Origin of the sequence: Mesorhizobium sp. L103C119B0 (assembly GCF_000502235.1) — a bacterium.
In the GTDB taxonomy this organism is placed as follows: domain Bacteria; phylum Pseudomonadota; class Alphaproteobacteria; order Rhizobiales; family Rhizobiaceae; genus Mesorhizobium.
This window is the reverse complement of sequence record NZ_AYXE01000001.1, coordinates 340469-361930: the sequence shown is the minus strand read 5'-3', so window position 1 is coordinate 361930 and position 21462 is coordinate 340469. Positions and strand designations below refer to the sequence as shown.

The window sequence follows — 21462 nt, the reverse complement described above, 5'->3', positions numbered from 1 at the left end:
CGGAAGCTGATATGTCCGACCTCGAAGGCAATCTGAAAAAGGCCGAGGCCTATCTGGCCCGTTTCAAGCGCGACGGCGTGCTGAACCAGATCGGCGGCGAAGCGGTGCCGGCGGTGGATGGCTCGACCTTCGAGAGCATGTCGCCGGTCGATCTCAAGCCGCTGGCCAAGGTCGCGCGTGGCAGTGCCGCCGATATCGACCGCGCCGCCAAGGCGGCAAAGGCGGCGTTCCCGGCCTGGGCCGCCATGCCGGGCGACGGGCGCAAGAAGCTGCTGCACAAGATAGCCGATGCGATCGAAGCGCGCGCCGAGGAGATCGCCTTCGTCGAGTGCATGGACACCGGCCAGGCGCTGAAATTCATGGCCAAGGCCGCGCTGCGCGGCGCCGAGAATTTCCGCTTCTTCGCCGACCGCGCGCCGGAAGCGCGCGACGGCGAGACGCTGCGCACGACAGGCCAGGTCAACATCACCACGCGCGTGCCGATCGGCCCGGTCGGCATCATCACGCCGTGGAACACGCCGTTCATGCTGTCGACATGGAAGATCGCGCCGGCGCTGGCGGCAGGCTGCACCGTCGTCCACAAGCCGGCCGAATTTTCGCCGCTGACCGCTCGCCTGCTGGTCGAGATCGCGGAGGAGGCCGGCCTGCCGAAAGGCGTGTGGAACCTGGTCAACGGCCTCGGCGAGCACGCCGGCAAGGCGCTGACCGAGCACCCTGACATCAAGGCGATCGGTTTTGTCGGTGAGAGCCGCACCGGCTCGATGATCATGAAACAAGGCGCCGATACGCTGAAGCGCGTGCATTTCGAACTGGGCGGGAAGAACCCGGTGATCGTCTTCGCCGACGCCGATCTCGAACGTGCGGCGGATGCGGCCGTGTTCATGATCTACTCGCTCAACGGCGAACGCTGCACCTCATCGTCGCGGCTTCTGGTCGAAGCCTCGGTCTACGACACATTCACGGATCTGGTTGCGGAGAAGGCAAAGCGCATCAAGGTTGGCCATCCGCTCGATCCCAAAACGGTGGTTGGCCCGCTGATCCATCCGGTGCACGAGGAAAAGGTGCTTTCCTATATCGAGATCGGCAAATCGGAAGGCGCGGTGGTAGCCGCCGGCGGCGGCAAGTTCGCCGGTCCGGGCGGTGGCTGCTANAGATCGGCAAATCGGAAGGCGCGGTGGTAGCCGCCGGCGGCGGCAAGTTCGCCGGTCCGGGCGGTGGCTGCTATGTCAGCCCGACGCTGTTTACCGGCGCCACCAACAGGATGCGCATTGCCCAGGAAGAGATTTTCGGGCCGGTGCTGACCGCCATTTCCTTCAAGGACGAGGCCGAAGCGCTGGCGCTGGCCAACGACACCCAATACGGCCTGACCGGCTATCTCTGGACGTCGGATGTTACCCGCGCCTTCCGCTTCACCGATGCGCTGGACGCCGGCATGATCTGGGTCAATTCGGAGAATGTGCGGCATTTGCCGACGCCGTTTGGCGGCGTCAAGAATTCCGGCATCGGCCGCGACGGCGGCGACCATTCCTTCGATTTCTACATGGAGACGAAGAACATCGCCTTCGCCACTTCAGCGCACGCGATCCAGAAACTCGGCGGCTGACCGGAGGACATCGGATGCCACTGCCCAAACCAAACCTCTATCCCGCCTTCAACATCGTGCGCCTCAGCCATGTCGAACTGGCGGTCACCGACCTTGCGAAATCCCGCGCCTTCTATGTCGACACGCTCGGCCTGCAGGTTACCGACGAGACATCGGAAGCCATCTATCTAAGGGCGTTGGAAGAGCGCGGACACCACTGCATCGTGCTGAAGAAGGCCGGCAGCGCCGAAGCCCGCGATCTCGGCTTCAAGGTTTTTTCGGATGAGGATCTCGACAAGGCCGAGCATTTCTTCAAGGCAAAAGGCCTGCCGGTCGAGTGGGTCGAGCGACCGTACCAGTCGCGCACCTTCCGCACCCGCGACCCGCACGGCATTCCGCTCGAGTTCTTTGCCCAAATGGAAAGGCTGCCGCCGATTCATCAGAAATATGCGCTCTACAAGGGCGTGAAGCCGCTGCGCATCGACCACTTCAACTGCTTCTCGCCCAATGTCGACGAGTCCGTCGCCTTCTACAACGAGCTTGGCTTCCGCGTCACCGAATACACCGAGGATGCCAGTAGCGGAAAGCTGTGGGCGGCCTGGACGCACCGCAAGGGCGGTGTCCACGACATCGCCTTCACCAACGGTGTGGGTCCGCGCCTGCATCACGTCGCCTTCTGGGTGCCGACACCGCTCAACATCATCGACCTGCTCGATCTGATGGCGACGACCGGTTACCTCGCAAACATCGAGCGCGGCCCAGGCCGGCATGGCATTTCCAACGCCTTCTTCCTTTATGTCCGCGACCCGGACAATCACCGCATCGAGATCTATTGCTCGGACTACCAGACGGTCGATCCGGATCTGGAGCCGATCAAATGGGACCTCAAGGACCCGCAGCGCCAGACGCTATGGGGCGCGCCGGCGCCGAAAAGCTGGTTCGAGGAGGGCAGCACCTTTGCCGGCGCGGCCGCACGCCAACCGGATTTGACGGCGTCGCCGATCATCGCACCGTGACCACAGACGCGAACCTGACGGAGACCGGGATGACTGCACATGGGCGGCTCGCCACCTTCACCGTCGGCGGCAAGACGCGCTATGGCGTGGTCACAGATAAGGGCGTCGTCGACCTGTCGGCGCGGCACAGCCAGTGGCCGACGCTGCGCGAAGTGATCGAGGCCGGCGTGCTACGGCGGCTGGCGGAAGAGGCCGAAGCCTACGCCGTCGATTTTCCAGTCGGCGCCATCGCTTATGAAATCCCTGTGCCGTCGCCGGAAAAGATCATCTGCGTCGGCGTCAACTACCCGGACCGCAACGAAGAGTACAAGGACGGCCAGGCCGCGCCTTCCAACCCGTCGCTGTTCATCCGCTTCCCCCGCTCCTTCGTCGGCCACGACGCGCCGCTGGTGCGGCCGCCGGAATCGCCCCAGCTGGACTATGAGGGCGAGATCGTCATCGTCATCGGCAAGGGTGGACGACGCATCGCCGAGAGGGATGCGCTTGACCATATCGCGGCACTATCCCTGTGCAACGAAGGCACCATTCGCGATTGGGTACGGCACGCCAAGTTCAACGTCACGCAGGGCAAGAATTTCGATCGCACCGGCTCGCTCGGTCCGTGGCTGGTGCCCTTCACCGACGAGGCGCAGATTGCCGACATCGCGCTGACCACCCGCGTCAATGGCGAATTGCGCCAGCAGGACCGCACCAGCCGGATGATCTTCTCGTTCCGCAAGATCATCGCCTATGTCTCCACCTTCACCACGCTGGTGCCAGGCGATATCATCGTCACCGGTACGCCGACCGGCGCCGGCGCCCGCTTCGACCCGCCGATCTGGCTGAAGCCGGGCGACGTGATCGAAGTCGAAGCCGACGGCATCGGCGTGCTCCGCAACGGCGTCGTCGACGAGGTAGCATCGTGACCCCCGAGCAAGTTGAAGATGCCGCGGCAAGGCTGTTCGAAGCCGAGCGTTCGCGCCGCCAGATCCGTCTGCTCAGCCTCGACTTTCCCGAGGCAACGATGGAGGACGCCTATCGCGTCCAGGCAGCGCTGGTGAAACGCAAGACCGATGCCGGGCTGACCCCGAAGGGCTGGAAGATCGGCCTGACATCGAGGGCGATGCAATATGCGCTCGCAATCGACACGCCGGATTCGGGCGTGCTGTTCGACGACATGTTCTTCAACGACGGCGCGACGATACCCGTCGGCCGCTTCATCCAGCCGCGCGTCGAGGCCGAGATAGCCTTCGTCATGAAGGCGCCGCTGAGGGGCCCAGGCGTGACCATCTTCGACGTGCTCAACGCCACCGATTATATCACGCCGGCGCTCGAAATCCTCGACACGCGCATCGAACGCGTCAATGCCGAGACAAAGAAGGCGCGCACTTTCTTCGATACGATTTCCGACAACGCCGCCAATGCCGGCATTGTCGTCGGCGGCCGGCCGCAACGACCCGATGAAGCCGATATGCGCTGGATCGGCGCCATCGTCTCGCGCAATGCGGAGGTCGAGGAGACCGGGCTTGGCGCCGGCGTGCTCAACCATCCGGCGATGGGCATTGCCTGGCTGGCGGACAGGCTCGCCCGCTACGGCATGTCCATCGCGGCCGGCGAGGTGGTGCTGTCCGGATCGTTTGTGCGCCCGGTCGAGGCGCGGCCCGGCGATACGATCGTCGCCGACTTCGGCAGCTCGGGAACGGTCAGCATCCATTTCGCCAAGAGCTGATGGCTCTCATCAGCTCGTCAGTTGGGCTGTTCGCCGCGCAAGTAGTCAATCACCACATCGGCTGCGATGGTCGACATGCGCAAGCCGACATCCCTGGTGATGTCGCCTTCGACGCGGCTTTGCACCCAGCCAAGAAACGCGAAGGCACGCAAGGCGGCGAATAGAGGCAATGCGGCGATGTCCTGCGGGATCAGCGCACGCTCTTGCTGGTAGCCGTCAAGCAAAGCGGTTTCGATCAGCGGGTAGATCGCCTCCTCGCGGTTCTGGTAGAGGGCGACGGCAAGGTCGTACATGTGCCAGCCATGGCCGCAATCATCGAAGTCGATGATGCGCACCGCACCATCATGAATGAGCACATTTTCGCGCACCAGATCGGCGTGGATGATGCCGAAATTGCGCGCGCTGCGCTCATGTTCCGACAGCGCCTTCACTGCCTTCTCGCGCGCCTGCAAGACCAGCGCGCGGCGAGGACCATCGAGAAAGGGCGAGGTCTCGAACCGGCCCCAGACCGGGTTCGCACCGAAGAAGCCGTCGAAGTCCCATGCATGGCGGGCGAAGCCCGCGGGCGGCGCCCACGAGGCAGTGACATTGTGCATATGGGCGATGGTCCGCCCGATCGCCGTGAAGATCTGGATCGACTGGTCGGCCGTGTAGACCAGTGGCACGCCGCGTGCGCCCACGGCGCGGCCCTCCAGCCAGCTCAGGCAATCGGCCTGCCGGGGCTGCGCCGAGGTGGCCGTGCTGACAAGTACGAACGGATCGCCGGCCTGTGTTGCGACGCAAGACGGCGTGGCGACGCCGGCGGATTGCAGGAAGCCCATCCATTGCAGTTCCGAACGCAGCGCGGCGTCCGTGTGGTAGCCGAGCCGGTGGATGCGCATGGCTGCCGGCTGGCCATCCGGCAGCCGCACGCGGAAGACGGCGTTCTCGCGGTGCTTCAGAAGTTCCGGCTCAGAGTTGCGGACGCCCCAATGTTCGAGCGCACGCCTGGCGAGCTCCGTGACATCGGCTGCCGTTTCGGGCTCGGATTGGGTGGAAACAGAATTCACGCCGGCACTCCGCCGACTTCGCCCAGCACCTCGTCCAGCAGGCCGATCAGGAAGTCGGCATTGTCACGCGAGAACGGCATGGGCGGGCGGATCTTGAGCACATTGCCGTGGATGCCGGTCTTGCCCATCAGCACGCCGCGATGGCGCATGCGATTGGCGACCTGCTCGGCAATGTCGGGCGCCGGTTCGCGCGTGTCGCGGTCGTGGACCAGCTCGGCGCCGAAGAACAGTCCGGCCCCCCTGACCTCGCCGATGCACTCATGCCGATCGGCCAGCGGGCGCAGCAGGCCAAGCGCATAGGCGCCGACGTCTTGCGCGTTGGCGACAAGGTTTTCCTGTTCGATGACGTCGAGGACGGCATTGGCGACCGCGCAGGAGACCGGGTTGCCGCCAAAGGTGTTGAAGTAGCGGAAAGCGTCGCGGAAGGTCGCCAGTATCTCCTTGGTGGTGACCACGGCCGCGATCGGATGGCCATTGCCCATCGGCTTGCCCATGGTGACGATGTCGGGGACGAAGCCGGCGCGCTGATGGCCCCAGAAATGGCTGCCGGTGCGGCCGAAGCCGGGCTGCACTTCGTCGGCGATGACCAGACCACCGGCTTCGCGCACGGCCGCCAAGGCGTCGTCGAAAAATCCGGTGGGCAGAGCCGGGAAACCTTCATTGGCGAGCAGCGGACACAAGATGATGCCAGACAGGCCAATGCCGTCCTGTGCCAGCGAAGCGATTGCTTGACGCACGGCGTCGCCAAAGGCCTTGCCATTGGCCATCGCATCGGGATGGCGATAGCTGTCGGGGGCCGGCACCAGCCTGACATGGGGGGCGCGGCCGCGGATCGGAGGCATGCGCGTGCTGAGCTGCGAAACCGCCGCCGTGTTGCCATGATAGGTGGCGTCGGTGGCGATGATGCCCATATTGCCGGAGGCGGCCTGCGCCATGCGCAGCGCGATGTCGTTGGCCTCGCTGCCGGTACAGGTCAGGATTGCGGTGGCGAGGCTTGCATCGAAGGTCGCCGTCAGCCGCTCGACATAGTCGAGAATTGCGGTGTGCAGATAGCGTGTGTGGGTGTTGAGCAGGCTTGCCTGACGGCACAAGGCCTCGACCACATGCGGGTGGCAATGGCCGACATGGGCGACGTTGTTGTAGGCATCGAGATACTTGCGGCCGTCGGCATCGTAGAGCCAGACGCCTTCGCCGCGCACCAGGTGCACGGGCTCGTCGTAGAACAATTGCGATTTCGCGCCGAGCAGGCGGGCACGCCGCTTGACGAGCGCTTCCTCGCTCGGGTTCTTCTCAGATTGGGTCATTGCGTACCAAACTCCATTGCGTCAGCGGGTCCATCAGGTTCTCGACAGACCTGCATCGATGGCCTCGCCGATCTTTGCCACGTCGGCGGCGCCGATGATCAGCGGCGGCGACAGGATGATGTTGTTGCCGGACACGCGCAGCATGACGCCGGCGTCGTAAGTGGCTTCCGAAACCACGGCCATGGTCTTCTTGTCCACCGGCTTTTTCGTCGTGCGATCGGAGACCAGCTCTAGCGCAGCCATCAGGCCCTTGTACCTGATGTCGCCGACGATCGCGTGCTTGGCTTTTAGCCCCTCCAGCGTCGCCGCGAGCTCGATGCCGCGCGCGGCTGCGTTCTCGTCCAGGCGAAGCCGTTTGGTCTCGGCAAGTGCAGCCAGCCCTGCCGCGCAGCCGACAGGATGGCCGGAATAGGTATAGCCATGACCGATCGCCCCGAAGCTGGTCTTGTCGGCCTCGAAGACGTCGGCGACCTTGGCGCCGATCAAGGTGGCGCCGAGCGGGAAATAGCCCGAGGTGATCGCCTTGGCGATGGTCATGAAATCCGGCTTCACGCCGGATAGCCGCGAACCCGACCAGGCGCCGGTGCGACCGAAGCCCGTGACCACCTCGTCGGCGATCAGCAGGATTTCGTGGCGGTCGCATATCTCGCGCACCAGCGGCATGAAGCTGTCATGCGGAACGATGACGCCGCCGGCGCCGAGAACCGGCTCCATGATGAAGGCGGCAATGGTGTCGCCGCCCTGGAAGGCGATCTCATCCTCCAGCGCTTTGGCGCACAGTTTGGCCAGCCGCGCCGGATCGGTCTCATCGAACGGATTGCGGAAGGTCCAGGGTGCGGGAATGTGGAAGACGCCGGGCATAAGCGGCTCATAGTTGCGGCGGAAATTGGCGTTGCCGTTGACTGACGCGCCACCGAAATGGGTGCCGTGATAGCCCTTCTTCAGCGCGAGGAATTTTGTCCGGTCGCCCTGGCCGCGGATCTTCCAGTATTGGCGGGCGAGCCGCAGTGCGGTTTCGACCGAATCCGAGCCGCCCGAGGTGAAGAAGGTCCGCACCATGCCTTCCGGTTCGAACCATTCGCTGAGTTCGTAAGCGAGCTCGATCGACGGGCCGGTCGACGTGCCGCGAAACCCGGAATAGTAGGGCAGGGCGCTGAGCTGGTCGGCGATGGCCTTCTTGATCGGGTCGCAGGAGTAGCCGAGATTGACGTTCCACAGTCCGCCAACCGCATCGAGCACGGTGTTGCCGTCGATGTCGGTGACCATCACGCCTTCGCCTTTCATGATCACCTTTGGCGGGTTGGCCCGCATCTCGGCCGGGTGTGCCATCGGATGCCAGATCGGCTTGGCGTTTTTCTCGGTGAGGAAATTGATGTCGCGCATCGCAAGGCTCCGCAAATGTCTCAGGGGATGAGGTCGAAATGGCCGAGGGCCTCGGCATAGGAAAGTGCCGGCCGCGCGACGTCGAAATGAACGGTGCGCATGCCGGCGGCACGGCCGCCATCGACATTGCGCTGCTGGTCGTCAACGAACACACAGGCGCCGGCAGGCAGGCCGAGCGCCTCGGTCACCAAGGCATAGGCGCGCGGATCGGGCTTGAGGATGCGGGTATAGGTGGCGTCGACGATGGTGTCGAACAGCTCGAGCAGCGGCAGCCGCTGACGGAAGCCGGCGCCATAGAACAGATCTAGCTCGTTGGACAGGATCGCCAGGCGAAATCCCGCCGCATGCACGGTCCGGATGGCGCGGACGGCTTCGGGCCGCACGATCTTTTCCGGCTCGGCTCCGCGTGCGCGCTGGACGAATGTCTCCATCGCCTGCCAGTCCTCGCCGACGAGCCGGCCGACTTCGCTGGTGCGGGTGCGCCAATAATCGCGCTCGCTGATCTCGTCGGCCTGCATGGAGCGCCACAGCGGATCTGAATCCGGGTCGAACGGCCCGTGCCATTGCAGCGTTCCCGGCGCGAGGCCGAGCGCCTGTTCGGTCAAGGCATGGGTCTCGAAAAGGGTCCGGGTGACGACGCCGCCGAAATCGAGGACGAGCGCCTGGGCAGGAACAGCGCTCACGCAGCCACTCCCTTGGCCGGCATGCCGCGCGGGATGATGCCTTCCTCGACCCAGCGGTCGAAGATTTCGAGCGCCTTGCCGACGAACTCGTCGCTGTTGATGTGGGCGTCGATCTCGTGGAACTCGACGCCGGCGGGAATGGCCTTGCGCATCTCATCGGTGAACGCCGCGAGGGCTTCGGGTTCGTACAGCGGCTCGCCCTGCGCATCCCATTCCTGGATGCCGCCGGAGGGCAGGATGAAAGCGGAGCGCCCCTTCGACGCACCGAGTTTGGCGGCGATGGTCCTGGCGACTTCACGGCGGTCGTCGGCATCGACGGTGATCGAGGCGATCAACCTGTTATGAGCATGGAATGGCCGCTGCGCGAACTTTGTCGGCAGCGCCTGCCAGGTCGGCAAATCGACCATGTCTACGGCGCCAGGGGCTGCGATCTGCGGAATGCCGCGGGCGCCGGCATTCTCGAGCCGGTCGGCGCCGGAGCTGACGACCGAGCCGGCAAGATGATTGGTGATCTCCTGCAGGCTGAAGTCGAACACCGCGCAGAAATGGTCCTGGCTGGCGATCGATTCGAAGGCCCGGCCGCCCATCCCGGTGGTGTGAAAGACCGCGACATCATAGCCGCGCTGCTCCAACGCCGGCTTCAGCGTCTTCATATAGCGCAGGCAACTGCTGCCCAGAGAAGTCATGCCGATGGTCGGCCCGACCGCCGTGGCGGAAGCACGGGATGCAAGCACGATCCTCGCCGCACCGACGACCGCGCCGCAGGCCTGGGAAAGGACCAGCTTGCAGATGGTGTTGAGGCCGTAGAGCCCGCCTGCCCACAGGATCATCATCAGGTCGGGCGCGACACGCTCGGGCGGAATGAGATGCGAGTAGGCGATGGTCGAGACGACGAATTTCGGCACGCCGAGCGGCAGGCACAGCGCGACATCGAGCGCCAAATCGGTTCCCATCGAACCACCGATGGCGATGAAGGCGTCGATCTCGCCGCGCTGATGAAGCTGGCGCACGAGCTGAACGGCGCCGACTGCCATCAATGTCATGGCGGTGTTTTCATCGCCGCTCGAGACGATTTCGGCCATCGTCACGCCAGCGGCCCGCGCAACGGCATGCTTGTCGTGATCGGGACTATAGGCGGGGTCGCCCAGCACGCTGACATCCATCATCACGGCGCGGCCACCCGATGCCTCGATGCACGCTTTCATGAACAGCAGTTCGTCGGTCTTGGTGTCGCCCGTGCCGATGACCAGGATGCGGGGCGTTGCCATACTTACAGACATCAGGCCTGCCTCCTCAGGGTTTGCAGGTTTTCGCCATTGAGGCGCATCGAAATCTCCCGTGCCGCGGTCACAACCGCAAGCCCTCGTTCCACGATCGCAGCCGGTGTCGTCCTGGCCTTCGGGGCTGCCACCGCAATTGTCCCCAGCGCAAGTCCGTTGGCGGCGCGGATTGCAGCCGCGACGCCGATCACGCCGTCCTCATGGCCCTGGTCGCAGATCGAATAGCCGCGGTCGCGCGCCTCGCCGATCGACTTTGAAATGGCGGCCGGCTCGACGAGGGTATGATCGGTAAAGGCCTCAAGCGAACCTGTCAGGCATGCTTTCACGGTCGCGTTGTCGGCGAAGGCGAGATAGGCGATGCCGGAGGCGGTGGAATGCAGCGGCAGAAGCTGGCCGACATCGATGTTCACCCGGTTTGCCCAGCTTGAATGCTCGACATGGACGGTGATCAGCCTGTCGACGCCGAATTCCGACAGATGCACCGTCTCGGTTGTCGAACCCGCCAGATCCTGCGCCACGGGAATTGCCGTTTGCAGGAACGGGAAGCAGGCTTCGCGGATACGCGCCAGCCGCGACAGGCCGGCGCCGAGGCGATAGTGCCGCGTGCCGGCATCCTGCTCGACGAAGCCATGGCCGCCCAGCGCCATCAGCAGCCGCCGCGTCGTCGCCTTGTCGAAGGCGCACCGCCGCGCGAGATCGGAAAGTCCGAGCTCGGGCTCGTCCGCCGTGAACAGCTCCAGAAGTGAAATCGCCTTGCCGACCGTACCCATCCTGCCTCCCGCTCGGATAGAAACTTAATGTGTGAATTACCTTGACAGGCATCCGCATTCTTTGCAAGTCTATATTCAAAATAAGGGTTCAAATAATGAACCGATGGCATTCAGGCAACAGGCCGAGCGGCCGCGAACCCAGGGGTTCGTAAGACTGGAGGGACAAATGTCAGCAGTTTCGGAACAGGTGCCCGCCAACAGGCTGCGCAAGAACAGTCTTGGCGTCGGCGCTATCACCTTCATGGTGATTTCGGCGGCGGCGCCGCTCACCGCGGTCGCCGGCGGCACGCCGCTCGGCATGCTTATGGGCAATGGGGCGGGCTTTGCCGGCACCTATCTTATCGTGACCGTGTTGCTGCTGCTGTTTGCGGTCGGCTACGTCGCCATGTCGCGCCATGTCGGCAATGCCGGCGCCTTCTATGCCTATGCCGCGCGCGGGCTGGGCGGTTTTGCCGGCGGCGCAACCGCAATCATCGCGATCCTGTCCTACAACGCCATGCAGATCGGGGTCATGGGCCTGCTGGGGGCCGCGACCGCCGGCCTGTTCGCCGGCTGGGGCATCGACCTGCCCTGGTGGGTGTGGAGCTTCATCGCCGTTGCCATCGTCGCGGTGTTGGGCTACCGCCAGGTCGACCTGTCGGCCAAGATCCTGACGGTGCTGGTGCTGTGCGAATACATCGTTGTGCTGGTGCTAGACCTCGCCATCCTCAAGACCGGTGGCGACAGTGGTCTCTCTGCGGCGCCGTTCAGCTGGAGCCAGATCGTCAGCGGCTCGCCCGCCATCGCCATCCTGTTCTGTTTCGCCGCCTTCATCGGTTTCGAGGCGACGACGATCTACGCCGAGGAAGCCCGCGACCCCAAGGTGACCATTCCGCGCGCCACCTATTTCTCCGTGCTGCTGATCGGCGTCTTCTACATGGTCACGGCCTGGCTGATGGCGGTCGGCGCCGGCGTCGACAAATTGTTGCCGGCACTGCAGGCGCTTCAGGATCCGACGACTTTCCTGTTCGGCCTGTCCGACCGCTACGCCGGAACCATGCTGTCGCACGCCATGGGCATCCTGTTCGTGTCGAGCCTGTTTGCCGGCGTGCTGGCGTTCCACAACGCGGTTGCCCGCTACATCTACGTCTCGGGCCGCGAGAAGCTGTTGCCTGAAGCGATCGGCGTGACGCATTCAGTGCACCAGAGCCCGCATGTCGCTTCCGTCATCCAGAGCGTGTTGGCAGCGATCGTCATCGGACTGTTCGCGATACTCGGCCTCGATCCGGTTCTGGCGCTGTTTTCCTGGCTGACCAATGTCGCGACGCTGGGAGTCATCGTCATGATGGCGGTGGCCTCGCTCGCCGTGGTGATGTACTTCCGCGCCAACCCGTCGACGCAGGAGAATGCGCTGAAGACCACCATCCTGCCTGGGCTGGCCTTCATCGCTTTCGTCGTCATCATCTACCTGATCGTCATTAATTTCGGTGGCCTGTCGGGCGCCAGCGGCTTCCTCGGCGCGTTGCTGCCGGGGTTGGTGCTGATTGCCGCGGTGGTCGGCCTGCTGCTTGCCGGTGCGTTGAAGAGCCGGGATCCGGTTGCCTTCGAAAATCTCGGCGTGCCGCTGAAGGACTAGGACAAAGGACAAGGGGGTAGCGCGTTCGGCGCCGCCCCTTTCCATCGCAAGGGAGTAACGGCGTTGAGCTTTGCCGAGAGCATCACCGTTGAGGCGCTGGAAGCCGATCCGTATCCGATCTATGCGAAACTGCGGCGCAGCGCGCCTGTCGCTTTCGTGCCGGCGGTCAATCTCTGGTTCGTCACCCGCTGGAAGGACGTCGAGACCGTCGCAAAGTCACCCGACATCTTCTCCGCCGTCGTCGGTACGTCTCCGGTCGAACGCTCGTTCGGCAAGCCGACCATCCTGACCACCGACGGCGAAACGCATAGACAGCTGCGCCAAGGCGTCGATCCGAAATACCGGCCGCGCACCGTCGCCGCCTATGCCGGCGATCTCGTACGGTCGATTGCCGAACCTTTTCTCGACCGGATCGCCGAACAAGGCTCCGCCGAGCTGATGGCGGATTATTTCGAGCCGGTGTCGACGCTCAGCCTGGCGCGCTCGCTTGGCCTTGCCGACATCGACATGCCGACGCTGCGCCGCTGGTTCTATGGCCTTGCGCAGGGCGCCATCAATTTCGAGAACGACCCGAAGCGGCAAGAGATCGCCGACGCGATCAGCGCCGAGGTCGGCGCAGCCATCCGGCCGACTCTGGATAGATTTGCGCGCGCACCCGACGACTCGGCGCTATCGCATATGCTGCATGACGGCATGCCGGAAGGCACGACGCGGCCGATCGATTTCTTGATGCCAAGCATCAAGGTCATTCTGCTTGGCGGCATGCAGGAGCCCGGACATGGTGCCGGTTCGATCCTCGCCGGCCTGCTTGCGCATCCCGAACAATTGCGGCAGGTGCTCGCCGATCCCGAGACCTTTGTGCCCAGGGCTGTCGATGAAGGCTTGCGCTGGGTGGCGCCGATCGGCACCCAGACGCGGCAGACGACGCGGGCGGTCGAGCTTGGCGGCGTAACCATCCCTGCCGGCGCCGCGGTCGCTGCACTTGTCTCCTCGGCAAGCCGCGACGAGAGCCGCTTTGCCGATCCAGACCGCTTCGACATCAACCGCAGGGAAGGCAATCATGCCGCCTTCGGCTTTGGTCATCATTTCTGTTCGGGCCGGTTTTTCGCGCGCGAGCAGATGTGCCTTGCATTAAGGCTGCTGCTCCTGCGCTTCCCCGATCTCAGCCTGGTGCCGGGCAAGGTGCCGGTGTTTCGCGGCTGGGAATTCCGCGCGCCAACCACGTTGTATGTTTCCCTGGGAGTCCGCCACCAATGATCAGCCAGAATGCCATCGACGCGCTGCGCAAGACGGAGATCGGCGAGCGGGGCTTGTTTATCGACGGCGTACAGGCCGCAGCGACGAGCGGCGCGACGCTGGCGGTGATTTCGCCGATCGACGGCCGCCCTTTTGCCAGCATCGCCGACGGCAATGCCGCCGACATCGATCGCGCGGTCCGATCGGCGCGAAAAGCATTCGAGAAGGGTTCATGGTCGCGCGCCGCCCCTGCCTTTCGCAAGAAGGTGCTGACGAAATTTGCCGAACTGATCGAAAAACATGTCGATGAGCTGGCGGTGCTTGGCGTGCGCGACAACGGCACCGAGATCGGCATGGCCTACAAGGCCGAGCCGCTGTCGGCGGCCGGCACCATCCGCTACTACGCCGAGGCGATCGACAAGGTCTATGGCGAGATCGCGCCGACGGCCGACAATGTGCTCGGGCTGATCCACAGGGAGCCACTCGGTGTCGTCGGCGTCATCGTGCCGTGGAACTTCCCGCTGATGATCGGCGCCTGGAAGATTGCGCCCGCACTGGCCACCGGCAACAGCGTCGTCGTCAAGCCGCCGGAGATCGCCTCGCTGACCTTGCTGCGGCTGGCCGAACTCGCAAGCGAGGCTGGACTTCCCGAAGGCGTGTTCAACGTCGTTACCGGGCATGGTGCTGTCGCCGGCGAAGCGCTTGGCCTCCACATGGATGTCGACGCCATCGCCTTTACCGGATCGGGGCCGGTCGGCCGGCGGCTGCTCGAATACTCCGCCCGTTCCAATTTGAAGCGGGTCTTCCTCGAGCTTGGCGGCAAGTCGCCCAACATCGTCTTTGCCGACGCTCCGGACCTGAAGCAGGCGGCGGTCGTCTCGGCCAACGGAATCTTTCGCAATTCAGGCCAGGTCTGCGTTGCCGGCTCGCGTCTGCTCGTCCAGTCGTCGGTCTATGATCGTTTCATGGACGAACTTGTCTCGGCAACCACGCTGCTGAAGGTCGGCGACCCGCTCGATCTCGCCAGCGATGTCGGTGCGGTATCGAGCGCCGAACAGCTGGACAAGAATCTCGGCTTCGTCGCCATGGCGCAAGCCGAAGGCGCCCGTCTCGTCGCCGGCGGCAAACGGATACTGACCGAGACCGGCGGCAGCTACATGGCGCCGACGATCTTCGAGAACGTGACGCAAGAGATGCAGCTGGCGCGCGAGGAGGTGTTCGGACCTGTGCTCGGCGTGATGCGTTTCGAGACCGAGGAGGAGGCGGTGCATCTCGCCAACTCCACCGTCTACGGACTTGCCTCGGCGGTGTGGACCGCCAATCTTTCCACGGCCCATCGCATGGTGCGCGCCATCAACGCCGGTGTCGTCCACGTCAACACCTATGGCGGAGCCGATATCACCGTGCCGCTTGGCGGCGTCAAGCAGTCCGGCTTCGGTCGCGACAAGTCGCTGCATGCGCTGGAAAAATATATCGACCTCAAGACCGCCTGGATTGCGCTTTGAGCCTCGCGGAAAGGCCAACGTATCTGCCCTTTTCGTTAAGCCTGGCCTCAGGAACGCCACGCTGGTGCTGGTTGGCGGCGATCGCGTCACCGCTATCGGCAGTTCCGACTAGCGTGGTGTCGTGGGTCCACGCCTCGCGCGGAAAGCCGTGTTGCGACCGGCCGGTATCACAGCGTCCTACTCCGTTGTGCTCGCTTTTTTTCTGCGCCGATTGGTGTGCGACTGGGCGACGGCCATTCGTAATTCAGGTGTGATCTCCAAAGGCGCATTCTCTGTCCCATGCGGGTCTTGCAGCCCCTGGACGTGGACGGTCGGGAATGGGAGTTCGATGCCCTGCTCCTTGAAGGCCTGGCGGAGGCGCAAAAAGAACCTGCCTTTCATGCTGAAGGCGCCTCCAGGTCTGGTCGTGACCTTGACCCTCAAGACGATGCCGTACTCGCCGAACTCCTGCACCCCCTGCATCTTGATCGGTTCGATCACCCAGTGTTTGAACTCCGGATCATCCGCCAGTTCCAGGCCAATTCGCTTGATCAGTTTGCGGGCGAAGTCGATATCGGTGTCATAGCCAACGGTGATGTTGAATTTGTCGGTGACCCAGTCACGGCTCTGGTTCTGCACGGCGCCGAGTTCACCGAAAGGTATCGTGAACAGCGGACCACGATGGTGGCGCAGCTTCACCGAGCGCAGCGAAAAGCTCTCCACCGTACCCCTGTAGCTGCCCGATGAAATGTATTCGCCGACACGGAAAGCATCGTCGAGCAGATAAAACACGCCAGAGATCACGTCCTTGACGATGGTTTGCGCGCCAAAACCCACGGCGACGCCGACGACGCCGGCGCCGGCGATCAGCGGGCCGATCTGGATTCCGATCGAAGCGAGCATCATCAGCACCGCCATCACGATGATCACTGCTAGCAGAATGTTCTGGATGATCGGCAACAGCGTGTGCAGCCGCGCCTGATGCGGATCGAGGGTGAGGATGTCCTCCTCGCCCATCACCGCTTGCGGTATCGCGACGCCCAGCTTTCGTTCGATCAAGGCTTTGATGATCGACCAGCCGAAATCGGCAGCAAGGGCAATGACCACGACGTTGATCAAGCCGCGCAATATGAGCATGGTGGTCGTATCGCTGCCGCGCATGGATTGCATGTCCAGGCCCAGTACGCGTGCGAGAAGGTAAGCCGCCGCGAGGATGAAAATCATCCGGATACCGCGATCGATGACAGCGATCGTCACCGCCGGGATCGTCGGCCGGCCCGCATCTTCCGAACCGGGCCGCAGGACGAAATTAACCCCGCGCTCTGTCAGCACAATTGCCAAAGGCAGGAAGAATGCGGTGAAGGTAAACCAGAAGAATGTGTAGAGGCCGGCAATGCGTTCGAGGAACAGAACGACGAAATAAGCCGTCAACAACCATGTCACTGCCGTGTGACCGCTGTGGCGCGCGCCGTCTCGCTGCGTTCTTGGCCGACGCCAAATGGCCAGCAGGAAGAGCAACAGCAATATGAAATCGGCGCCGACGGACAGGACCATCATTCCGTCCTGGTCTATGCCGAGACCCGGCAAGAGGACAAACGCGGCGGCGAAGAAGGCGAAAACGCCGACGATCCGGGGCAGCCAATAAGCCCAATGGTCAGCAGCTCCGTTGGTGATCGGCAGGGCACGAACCTCGATGGCGTGCTCGACCTCCATGAAAGAAGGGACGAGTGTGGCCATCACGTATAGGCGCACAGCCCACGTAAAGACCGCAGCCATCAGAAATGTCAGCACAATCTCGCGGATGAGCGCTGGCCAGTCGAACAGCATGAACGCACCGGCGCTGCCCAGCGCGAACGAGCCGATCATCATGCTGGAATAAAGCGTGCGGCCGCCGATCTTCTTGGCCCGCCCGATGGGCGTATCTCTGGGTTGCGCGATGATCCAAAGACGAAATGGACGGGTGAGCTTGTATATTGCCCAGGTGAGCGCCAGGCCGGCAGCGATAAAGATCGCAATCAGCACCAATATGCTGACGGGGCCCTTGCTGGACATATCGTCCATGGTATTGGCCCGGACGCGCGCGAACTGGTCCGGCAGCGAAGGCAAGGTTCGCACGATCTTTTCGATGTGATGCTTGATCCGATCGAGCGTCGAGGACGCCATAGTATTCATCTGGCCCGGTGCGGCCACGGCGTCGGCCGGCGGAGCGCTAGTCTCGGCAGGCGCTTCCGTCGATCCTGCGCCCTGATTTCGTTGCTCGGCCACCCAGGCCTTCACCGACGGATCGTCGAGAAGCTCGAACAGCTGTTTGACCTTGTCGGGCGTGACGGCGGCCGGTGCCTGGGCCTGTGCCGGACCAGCCAACAGGAGGGCGATGCCAAGGACGAGTGGCCCGGCTATCAGGACGAACATCGCCGTCAGGTTCCCGGGACGCCGTGCTGGGCGCGCCGGCTCCCTGGCCCCCAATCGTCGTTTCATGAGCAGCATCGTGCGGTAACCTTCCGGTCAGATCGGCGAGCAAGGACAGCTATGTCCGTCGTTGCCCCCACCTTTAACAAGCCGATGTTGCGGTGCAAGTCTCATCGCACCTAGACCGTTGGGTAGGGCACCAGGCGACCGGCAAGGCTGTCATCACCAGTGCCAGCGTTGCGCTGCATTCCTTGTCCCGACCACCTAGACCGGGTCGTTGTCGGTCGTCGGTTGCTCCGCGGCGGGAGCCTGTGACCATGCCGCATTGCACAATTTTGCGACCTTGCCCACAATGCACGCATGGTCCGCAGCTCACTCGCCGTCCTGGTCATCGACGAAAACCGTATCCGCGCCGCGATCATCGAGGCAGGTTTGCGCGAGGCCGGCCACGAGCGGGTCACCGTCATCCACGACGTGACCGGCATTGCGCGGCGCATCGCCGAGATCGAGCCGGACGTCATCGTCATCGACCTGGAAAACCCGAACCGCGACATGCTGGAAAACATGTTCCAGCTGTCGCGTGCGGTGAAGCGGCCGATCGCCATGTTCGTCGACCGATCGGACCAGGCATCGATCGAAGCGGCGGTCGATGCCGGCGTTTCGGCCTATGTCGTCGACGGCCTCAGGCAAGAGCGCGTCAAGCCGATCCTGGACATGGCGGTCAGCCGCTTCAACGCTTTCTCGCGCATGGCGCGCGAGCTGGAAGAGGTTCGAGGGGAGCTTGAGAGCCGCAAGGTGATCGACCGTGCCAAGGGCATCCTGATGAAGTCGCGCGGCCTGACCGAAGAGGCCGCCTACACGCTGCTGCGCAAGACGGCGATGAACCAGAACCGCAAGATCGGCGACATTGCCCAGAGCCTGGTGACTGCCGCCGGGCTGCTCGGGCCGTCGGAGGACGAATGAGCATGAGCGCCGAGCACCAGATCACCGCCGGCTTCATGCCGCTCTTCGACAGTGCCGTGCTGGTTGCGGCGGGTGAGCTTGGATTTGCCGCGCGCGAGGGCATCGATCTCACACTGCACCGCGAGACCTCCTGGGCCAACATCCGCGACCGCATCGCCATCGGCCATTTCCACCTGGCGCACATGCTGGGGCCGATGCCGCTCGCCTGCAATCTCGGGCTGACGCCGCTTGCTTCCGAGACCATCGTGCCGTTTTCGCTCGGGCTTGGCGGCAATTGCGTCACCATCTCCAACGCCGTCTGGGAAGGCATGGCGGCACACGGCGCCATACCCGATCTCGAGCCCGCGCGCGCGGGCGCAGCCCTTCGTGCCTTCATTCGCGAGCGCGCCGGGGCTGGCGGCGATCCGCTGCGCTTTGCCGTGGTGCACCCGCATTCGGGGCATAATTACGAACTGCGCTACTGGCTTGCCGGATGCGGCATCGATCCGGAGCGCGAGATCGAGATCGTCATCGTGCCGCCGCCCTTCATGGCCGATGCGCTGGCCGCTGGGCGGATCGACGGCTACTGCGTCGGCGAGCCCTGGAACAGCGCCTCGGTCGCTGCCGGCACCGGCCATATCGTCACCGTCAAGGCGCTGCTGTGGCGCAACAGTCCGGAGAAGGTGATCGGCGTGCGCAAGGCCTGGTCGCAGGAGAACCCGGTCGCGCTGGCAGCATTGCTGCGCGCGCTGCATCATTCGGCGCGCTGGTGCCAGGATCGGGGCAACCACGCCGAACTGGCTGGTGTGATGGCTCAAGCTGGCTTCCTCGGCCTGCCACCAGCTGTCCAGATGCCGATCCTGACCGGCCATCTTGAACTGGGCGGCGGCGCCGAACTGGATGTCGACGACTTCTTCCTGCCCTTCGACAAGGCGGCGAACTTTCCGTGGAAGAGCCATGCGCTGTGGTTCTATACGCAGATGGTGCGCTGGGGGCATGTCGAGCACACGCCGGAAAACCTTGCTATCGCCCGTGACTGCTACCGTCCCGACCTCTACCGCTCGGCGCTAAAGCCGCTTGGCGTTGCACTTCCCGGCGCCAATGCGAAGGTCGAGGGCGCGCTTAAGGTCGCCACGGCTGTCGGTGCGACCGGGGCAGGCTTGGTGCTTGGGCCAGACGGCTTCTTCGACGGTCAGACCTTCGACCCCGACGAGATCGACGGCTATATAGCGCGCCAGAAAGCCGCTCGCGCGGAAGCCTGATCATTCTCGCGCCATTCTTGTGCATTGCACAAAAAATGTGCGTGCGATTGCTGTAATGAACAATCTTTGACCTGCTTGCGATGTCGCCTCGCGTGCCGGCGTCTGGCGCGTAATGTTGATTTCATTTAGGTTTTTCGTTTCACTCAGAACTGGCACGGTTCCTGCTTTGAATTAGCCAGGCCCTTCCCGGGTCACGGAACAGGCGTCCAATGGCGGGCGCCACAGGCAAAGCTGCCGCTCAGGTCAACGACGCGATCCCGGATGTACGGACGCGCGAGGCCTGGACGGCGGCTTTTTTGTTTTGGGCCACTCGACGAAGCGTTCAACCGGAGATCACGATGAAAGAAAAAATAGGGAAATGGATCGGGACGGGAACATCGCTCAAGGATGTGACGCGCCGCGATTTTCTTGTCAGCAGCGCCATGACGGCCGGCCTGTTCGTGGCGGCCCGCAAGCTCTTCCCCTCGGGCGCCTATGCCGCCACGACCGCTCCGGAGGTCACCGGCGCCAAGCTCGGCTTCATCGCGCTGACCGACGCGGCGCCGCTGATGATCGCCAAGGAGAAGGGGCTGTTCGCCAAGTTCGGCATGCCCGACGTCGAGGTGCTCAAGCAGGCCTCCTGGGGCGCGACGCGCGACAATCTGATGCTCGGCGGCGAAGCCAACGGCATCGACGGCGCTCACATCCTGACGCCGCTGCCCTATCTCATGCACATCGGCAAGGTGACGCAGAACAACCAGCCGATGCCGATGGCTATCGTGGCGCGGCTCAACTACGACTGCCAGGGCATTTCGGTTGCGCAGGAATACGCCGGCACCGGTGTCGGCCTCGACGCCTCCAAGCTGAAGGACGCCTTCGCCGCCAAGAAGGCGGTCGGCAAGGAAATCAAGGCCGCCATGACGTTCCCGGGCGGGACCCATGATTTGTGGCTCCGTTACTGGCTGGCCGCCGGCGGCATCGATCCCGACAAGGACGTCTCGACCATTGTCGTGCCGCCGCCGCAGATGGTCGCCAACATGAAAGTCGGCAACATGGACGTGTTCTGCGTTGGCGAACCGTGGAACGAACAGCTCGTCCACCAAGGCGTTGGTTTCACCGCCGCCACCACCGGCGAACTGTGGAAGGGTCATCCCGAAAAGGCGCTCGGCCTGCGCGCCGAATTCATCGACAAATACCCGAACGCCACCAAGGCGATCGTGATGGCCGTCATGGAGGCCCAGCAATGGTGCGAGGCCACGGAGAACAAGGACGAGATGGCCGCCATCATCGGCAAGCGGCAATGGATGAACGTGCCTGTCGCCGACATTATCGGCCGCCTCAAGGGCGACATCAACTACGGCAACGGCCGCGTGGCCACCGGCACTGACCTCTACATGAAATTCTGGAAGGGTGGCGTCTCCTATCCCTACAAGAGCCACGACAGCTGGTTCCTCGCCGAAAACATCCGTTGGGGAAAATTCGCGCCGACCACCGACATCAAGACGCTGGTCGATCAGGTCAATCGCGAGGATATCTGGCGCGAGGCGGCGAAGGATCTCGGCGTTGCCGCAGCCGATATTCCGGCCTCGTCGTCGCGCGGCGTCGAGACCTTCTTCGACGGCAAGATTTTCGACCCGGCCAACCCGTCGGCCTATCTCGACAGCCTGAAGATCAAGGCATCGGCTTGACCAGCGCAAACGGCGCGTTCCGCCGTTTGTCGCCCCAGCGCAACGGCGCTTCGCCGTTGTCGCCCGCACCGA

The 21462-nt window shown here is 63.7% G+C and carries 16 protein-coding genes and 1 pseudogene; 10 read left to right on the top strand and 7 right to left on the bottom strand.

The window, feature by feature from the left end; all coding sequences use genetic code 11:
* Window positions 1–11: 11 nt before the first annotated feature.
* From X728_RS01000000166085 to hpaH, 4 genes and pseudogenes are all read left to right on the top strand, one after another.
* A pseudogene (locus X728_RS01000000166085) lies at window positions 12–1603 on the top strand (aldehyde dehydrogenase family protein).
* 14 nt (window positions 1604–1617) lie between these two features.
* Window positions 1618–2598 carry a 3,4-dihydroxyphenylacetate 2,3-dioxygenase gene (hpaD, locus tag X728_RS164470; RefSeq protein WP_023667829.1) on the top strand — a complete coding sequence of 327 codons (981 nt, stop codon included), beginning with the start codon at window positions 1618–1620 and terminating at the stop codon, window positions 2596–2598.
* Between the two features lie 29 nt (window positions 2599–2627).
* Entirely contained in the window at window positions 2628–3503 is an 876-nt protein-coding gene (locus X728_RS164475; protein WP_023823570.1) for a fumarylacetoacetate hydrolase family protein, read from the top strand.
* The gene (gene hpaH, locus X728_RS164480) at window positions 3497–4306 is read left to right on the top strand and encodes a 2-oxo-hept-4-ene-1,7-dioate hydratase (protein ID WP_023830399.1); all 810 of its coding nucleotides are present in this window, start codon (window positions 3497–3499) and stop codon (window positions 4304–4306) included. The genes X728_RS164475 and hpaH overlap by 7 nt, the downstream gene beginning before the upstream one ends.
* Window positions 4307–4323: 17 nt before the next feature.
* Here the strand turns inward: hpaH and X728_RS164485 are convergent, their stop codons facing one another.
* From X728_RS164485 to X728_RS164510, 6 genes are read right to left on the bottom strand one after another with little or no spacing between them, the layout of a single operon-like run.
* Window positions 4324–5355, bottom strand: coding sequence for a phosphotransferase (locus X728_RS164485; RefSeq protein ID WP_023830398.1), 1032 nt, complete (start codon window positions 5353–5355; stop codon window positions 4324–4326).
* Window positions 5352–6659 carry an aminotransferase class III-fold pyridoxal phosphate-dependent enzyme gene (locus X728_RS164490; RefSeq protein ID WP_023738350.1) on the bottom strand — a complete coding sequence of 436 codons (1308 nt, stop codon included), beginning with the start codon at window positions 6657–6659 and terminating at the stop codon, window positions 5352–5354. The genes X728_RS164485 and X728_RS164490 overlap by 4 nt, the downstream gene beginning before the upstream one ends.
* Before the next feature lie 33 nt (window positions 6660–6692).
* Entirely contained in the window at window positions 6693–8042 is a 1350-nt protein-coding gene (locus X728_RS164495) for an aminotransferase class III-fold pyridoxal phosphate-dependent enzyme (protein WP_023738351.1), read from the bottom strand.
* Between the two features lie 20 nt (window positions 8043–8062).
* Entirely contained in the window at window positions 8063–8725 is a 663-nt protein-coding gene (locus X728_RS164500) for an HAD-IA family hydrolase (protein ID WP_023699840.1), read from the bottom strand.
* Complete coding sequence (locus X728_RS164505) at window positions 8722–10005, bottom strand: Tm-1-like ATP-binding domain-containing protein (RefSeq protein WP_023830397.1); 1284 nt, start codon at window positions 10003–10005, stop codon at window positions 8722–8724. The genes X728_RS164500 and X728_RS164505 overlap by 4 nt, the downstream gene beginning before the upstream one ends.
* A complete protein-coding gene (locus tag X728_RS164510; RefSeq protein WP_023699838.1) occupies window positions 10005–10775 on the bottom strand; it encodes an IclR family transcriptional regulator in 771 nt (256 codons plus the stop codon). The genes X728_RS164505 and X728_RS164510 overlap by 1 nt, the downstream gene beginning before the upstream one ends.
* A 166-nt stretch (window positions 10776–10941) precedes the next feature.
* Between X728_RS164510 and X728_RS164515 the strand changes: the two genes are divergently transcribed.
* The 3 genes from X728_RS164515 to X728_RS164525 all read left to right on the top strand — a co-directional run bounded on the left by X728_RS164515 (window position 10942) and on the right by X728_RS164525 (window position 15131).
* A complete protein-coding gene (locus X728_RS164515) occupies window positions 10942–12390 on the top strand; it encodes an APC family permease (RefSeq protein ID WP_023699837.1) in 1449 nt (482 codons plus the stop codon).
* 63 nt (window positions 12391–12453) lie between these two features.
* On the top strand, window positions 12454–13647 hold the full coding sequence (locus X728_RS164520) for a cytochrome P450 (protein WP_023699836.1): 1194 nt from the start codon (window positions 12454–12456) through the stop codon (window positions 13645–13647).
* Window positions 13644–15131 carry an aldehyde dehydrogenase gene (locus tag X728_RS164525; protein ID WP_023699835.1) on the top strand — a complete coding sequence of 496 codons (1488 nt, stop codon included), beginning with the start codon at window positions 13644–13646 and terminating at the stop codon, window positions 15129–15131. The genes X728_RS164520 and X728_RS164525 overlap by 4 nt, the downstream gene beginning before the upstream one ends.
* A gap of 177 nt (window positions 15132–15308) precedes the next feature.
* On the opposite strand, the gene X728_RS164530 is transcribed toward X728_RS164525, so the two are convergent.
* On the bottom strand, window positions 15309–17597 hold the full coding sequence (locus X728_RS164530; protein ID WP_245266055.1) for a mechanosensitive ion channel family protein: 2289 nt from the start codon (window positions 17595–17597) through the stop codon (window positions 15309–15311).
* 282 nt (window positions 17598–17879) lie between these two features.
* Between X728_RS164530 and X728_RS164535 the strand changes: the two genes are divergently transcribed.
* The 3 genes from X728_RS164535 (at window position 17880) to X728_RS164545 (ending at window position 21390) form a co-directional block, all read left to right on the top strand.
* The gene (locus X728_RS164535; protein ID WP_023667842.1) at window positions 17880–18482 is read left to right on the top strand and encodes an ANTAR domain-containing response regulator; all 603 of its coding nucleotides are present in this window, start codon (window positions 17880–17882) and stop codon (window positions 18480–18482) included.
* A gap of 2 nt (window positions 18483–18484) precedes the next feature.
* Window positions 18485–19723 (top strand): CmpA/NrtA family ABC transporter substrate-binding protein, encoded by a 1239-nt coding sequence (locus X728_RS164540; RefSeq protein ID WP_023699831.1) that lies wholly within the window; start codon window positions 18485–18487, stop codon window positions 19721–19723.
* 338 nt (window positions 19724–20061) lie between these two features.
* Window positions 20062–21390, top strand: a complete 1329-nt coding sequence (locus X728_RS164545) for a CmpA/NrtA family ABC transporter substrate-binding protein (protein ID WP_031194619.1) — start codon at window positions 20062–20064, stop codon at window positions 21388–21390.
* The last annotated feature ends 72 nt before the right edge of the window (window positions 21391–21462 follow it).

What these genes read in the sequence shown, in the direction of transcription:
- X728_RS164535 (WP_023667842.1), top strand. Translation starts at nt 17,880, where the DNA reads ATGGTCCGCAGCTCACTCGCCGTCCTGGTCATCGACGAAAACCGTATC.
- hpaD (WP_023667829.1), top strand. Translation starts at nt 1,618, where the DNA reads ATGCCACTGCCCAAACCAAACCTCTATCCCGCCTTCAACATCGTGCGC.
- X728_RS164515 (WP_023699837.1), top strand. Translation starts at nt 10,942, where the DNA reads ATGTCAGCAGTTTCGGAACAGGTGCCCGCCAACAGGCTGCGCAAGAAC.
- X728_RS164530 (WP_245266055.1), bottom strand. Translation starts at nt 17,597, where the DNA reads ATGCTGCTCATGAAACGACGATTGGGGGCCAGGGAGCCGGCGCGCCCA.
- X728_RS164525 (WP_023699835.1), top strand. Translation starts at nt 13,644, where the DNA reads ATGATCAGCCAGAATGCCATCGACGCGCTGCGCAAGACGGAGATCGGC.
- X728_RS164505 (WP_023830397.1), bottom strand. Translation starts at nt 10,005, where the DNA reads ATGTCTGTAAGTATGGCAACGCCCCGCATCCTGGTCATCGGCACGGGC.
- X728_RS164495 (WP_023738351.1), bottom strand. Translation starts at nt 8,042, where the DNA reads ATGCGCGACATCAATTTCCTCACCGAGAAAAACGCCAAGCCGATCTGG.
- X728_RS164540 (WP_023699831.1), top strand. Translation starts at nt 18,485, where the DNA reads ATGAGCGCCGAGCACCAGATCACCGCCGGCTTCATGCCGCTCTTCGAC.
- X728_RS164510 (WP_023699838.1), bottom strand. Translation starts at nt 10,775, where the DNA reads ATGGGTACGGTCGGCAAGGCGATTTCACTTCTGGAGCTGTTCACGGCG.
- X728_RS164545 (WP_031194619.1), top strand. Translation starts at nt 20,062, where the DNA reads ATGAAAGAAAAAATAGGGAAATGGATCGGGACGGGAACATCGCTCAAG.
- X728_RS164475 (WP_023823570.1), top strand. Translation starts at nt 2,628, where the DNA reads ATGACTGCACATGGGCGGCTCGCCACCTTCACCGTCGGCGGCAAGACG.
- X728_RS164490 (WP_023738350.1), bottom strand. Translation starts at nt 6,659, where the DNA reads ATGACCCAATCTGAGAAGAACCCGAGCGAGGAAGCGCTCGTCAAGCGG.